2 protein-coding genes are annotated in these 2,952 nt (G+C 68.3%); both read right to left on the bottom strand.

Going from position 1 to position 2,952, the window contains the following annotated elements:
• Positions 1-218: 218 nt before the first annotated feature.
• Positions 219-488, bottom strand: a complete 270-nt coding sequence (locus tag PROKR_RS02690) for a hypothetical protein (protein WP_036959380.1) — start codon at positions 486-488, stop codon at positions 219-221.
• A gap of 120 nt (positions 489-608) precedes the next feature.
• Positions 609-2,096: a hypothetical protein gene (locus tag PROKR_RS02685; RefSeq protein ID WP_036959379.1), complete on the bottom strand. Its 1,488-nt coding sequence runs from the start codon at positions 2,094-2,096 to the stop codon at positions 609-611.
• Positions 2,097-2,952: the final 856 nt, after the last annotated feature.

Genomic DNA, 2,952 nt, shown 5'->3' with positions numbered 1-2,952 from the left:
GGCGCGGAGCGACCGGTAGAACTTGCTGGCGAACGCCAGGGGCGAGGCTGTCGGCGTCGCGCGCGGCGGACTTGGTCAGCCGGCCGCCGATGACGGTCTCGCGGAGGGAGCTGTCGGGGAGCATGCCGTTGAGTGCCATGTTCGCTAGGCCCTTCTGTTTTTGGGTATGAGAAAGGCCCGCTCCCCGGGAGGAGAGCGGGCCTTGCGGTGAGGGTGGATCAGGCGGGCGGAGCGGGGGCCAGGATCTGGCTCACTCCGAGGCCCCGCCGGACCTGTGCCGACACGGGCGGGGAGTCGGCCAGCAGCGCGAGGAGCGCTTCGAGCGCAGGCTCCAGGACAGGCGCGGGGAAGTAGCCGTAATCGCCCGTGTTGGGGATCTTGGCCGTGGCGTACACCGGGCCCTCCGCCGTCTGTAGCGTGAGCTCCACGACGTAGGTGTACAGGTCGCTCGTGTGTTCAGTGTCCGGGTCGGGGTCGGGGCAGACCATGCCATGCGGGCTCTCCCTTGGGGTTGAGGTCAGTGGAGTCAGAGGAGGTAGTTGATGGACGACAACGAGACGTTGACGCTCGCCGAGGTGCTGTGCCCGTTCATCTGAATCCGCCCGTCGTCAAGTACGCGGAGACGGGCGGCGACGGCTCTGCCTACGTAGAGGAAGCCGTCGCGGTAGGTCCCCGCCTCCGGACGGGCGGCGACCGATGTCGGGATCTGCACGGGGAACGTGTTGCCCGATGTCCCGGAGGTCCCGGCGGCCGTCCCCTTGAAGTAGACGGCGTCCCCGATGCGGCGCACCAGGGGCGGGTTTCCCGCCTCTGCGGAGAACCCCGACAGGACCATCATTGCCACCCACCCGGTGTCGTACGCTGACGTAAACTTGCCCGTGGCGTCGAACTCCAGCGGCCCCCAGCCGCCCCGACCCGTCGCCGCGGACCTCGAAGATCGACTTCGTTGAGTCCGACGGCATGGTCCGCGCCGAGCGCATACGCGCGGGCGTGGCGCCCGGGAAGTTGGACACCGACGGCGGGGCAGTGCCCGAGGTGACCAGGAGAGTTCCCCGGTCCCGGATCGCGCTGGTGTAGTTGACGGACTCCTGGAGCCACATCCCAGACCCGGAGGCAGGCGGTGCTGCTCCGGTCTTCCCGTAGATGCGGGAGATGTTCGGGTCGTCAGCGAGCCCCGTGTAGGGGACCTGTGCCGGTGTGATGCGCACCCACGACCGCTTCAGCGGCTGGAAGGTGCGGATACCGCCGATCACGGTCTCGTGCGTGCCGCCGGAGGTCTGGCCGTCGTAGAACGTCTGAGCCAGGTGCCACGTGTCGAGGGCCGAGTCGGTCCACGTCATCGCCGAGTGGCGGTAGGCGCGGTTGTCCAGCCCGAGCGTACGGAAGCGGGACGTGGTCGGGTCCCACCAGCCGGTGGCCTTCGACGATGGCGGGCTCCACGTCTCGGCGGGCTGGTGTACGCCGGACGCGTTGTAGACGCGGAAGGTCGACGTGCCGTTGTACGAGACGATGAAGCGCGCCGAGCCGAAGTCTGCGGCCGTCCGCATGAACGTCCAGGGGCTGTTGGTGAGCTGACCACCGACGGGCGTGCCGCTGGACACAACGGTCTCGGCGATCGTCGTCCCGCCTACGGGCGTGCTCGTGTCCATGCGGTAGAACCGGGGCCCGCCGCTGAACGACTCGACTACCCAGACGTTGTTGCCGTCCATGGCGAGCTGCGGCTCGCGGGACGTGTTCTGGCGGATGTACTGCCGGAACCGGTTGGTCTGCGTGTAGTCGTAGATGTACCACTCATCGTTACCCTCCCAGCGGAGCATGAACCGCCACTCGCCGTCAGTGCCCACGGCGCCAGACGTCACATGCCAGTCAGACGGGAGATCCCACAGGTCGTTGAACGTGCCGCTCAGGTTCATGTACCACACACGCGCGCCACCGGTCGGGACCCGCTGTATGAACGCGAAGGCGTTCCAGGCCGGCACGTAGCTGGCGCCGCTAATGAGCGAGGCGTCGAGCCCGAAGGTACCGAGGCTGCCCGTGCGAGGCGTGGTGTCCTGCGTGACGTTCTCCCAGAAGGAGCCCACCTGCGGGGCCGCCACGGGGCGGCGATCTGCTCGGCGAGCGAGATGACTGAGTCCTTCGCGAACTCGTTCAGCGTCGAGTAGAACGAAGCGCCGCCGGTCACTGTCAGGCCGTCGGCCTGCACCTCGCCGCGGAAGTAGGCGTCCTCGGAGGGGTCGGGGGCAGGTTGACGCGGGTCTCATCGGCGCTGTTGTAGAGCCCGGAGACCCGTTGGTATCCCGATCTCCACGCGCTGGCCGGCCTCCGCGGTAGTGATGCGGGAACCGAGGAGGAGGCTCCCCGGCGAACGCCTCACCGGTGATAGAGCCGGCGCTGATCTGGTCGGCCGTCACAGAGTCGACGGCGAGCGCACGCGCGGTGATCGAGCCGTCGACCACGAGCGAGGCGTCAGCCATGGGTCGCATGCTGACGTCGGCGACCTCGAACACGGAACCCACGGCGCCCGACGTGTGGATCGAGACAGACAGCTTGTCGTACGTTGTCGGCACGGTGAGGGTGCCCGTTAGGGTCACCCACTCGCCGGCAACGGCGTCTGCGGCGTCGAGGTCCTCGGTCACGGTCGGCCAGAAGTTGGCCGAGCCTGCGCGGTAGAGTCCCGCGCGGATACGGAGAAGCCCGGCGGTGCCGGACACGAGACGAGCCCGCATCGTAAAACCGGTGCTCTGCCCGTGCTCAACAGTCGTACCGCTCGCGGTCAGCTTGTACGCGTCATTCGTCGTGCCCTGGTCGGCCAACAGCGGCGTCACCCGCAGGACGTTTTGTCGTGACGGCGTCGGGGCCGTCGGTCACGCTGACGACCGTCGAGTTGCCGCCGCTCCACCCGGCCGGCGCGCCCGTGCCGATGCCGAAGTCGGGGTTGATGAGGAGGTTCTC

Source organism: Promicromonospora kroppenstedtii DSM 19349 (assembly GCF_000515355.1).
GTDB classification, from domain to species: domain Bacteria; phylum Actinomycetota; class Actinomycetes; order Actinomycetales; family Cellulomonadaceae; genus Promicromonospora; species Promicromonospora kroppenstedtii.
This window is presented reverse-complemented; position numbering and strand designations above follow the sequence as displayed.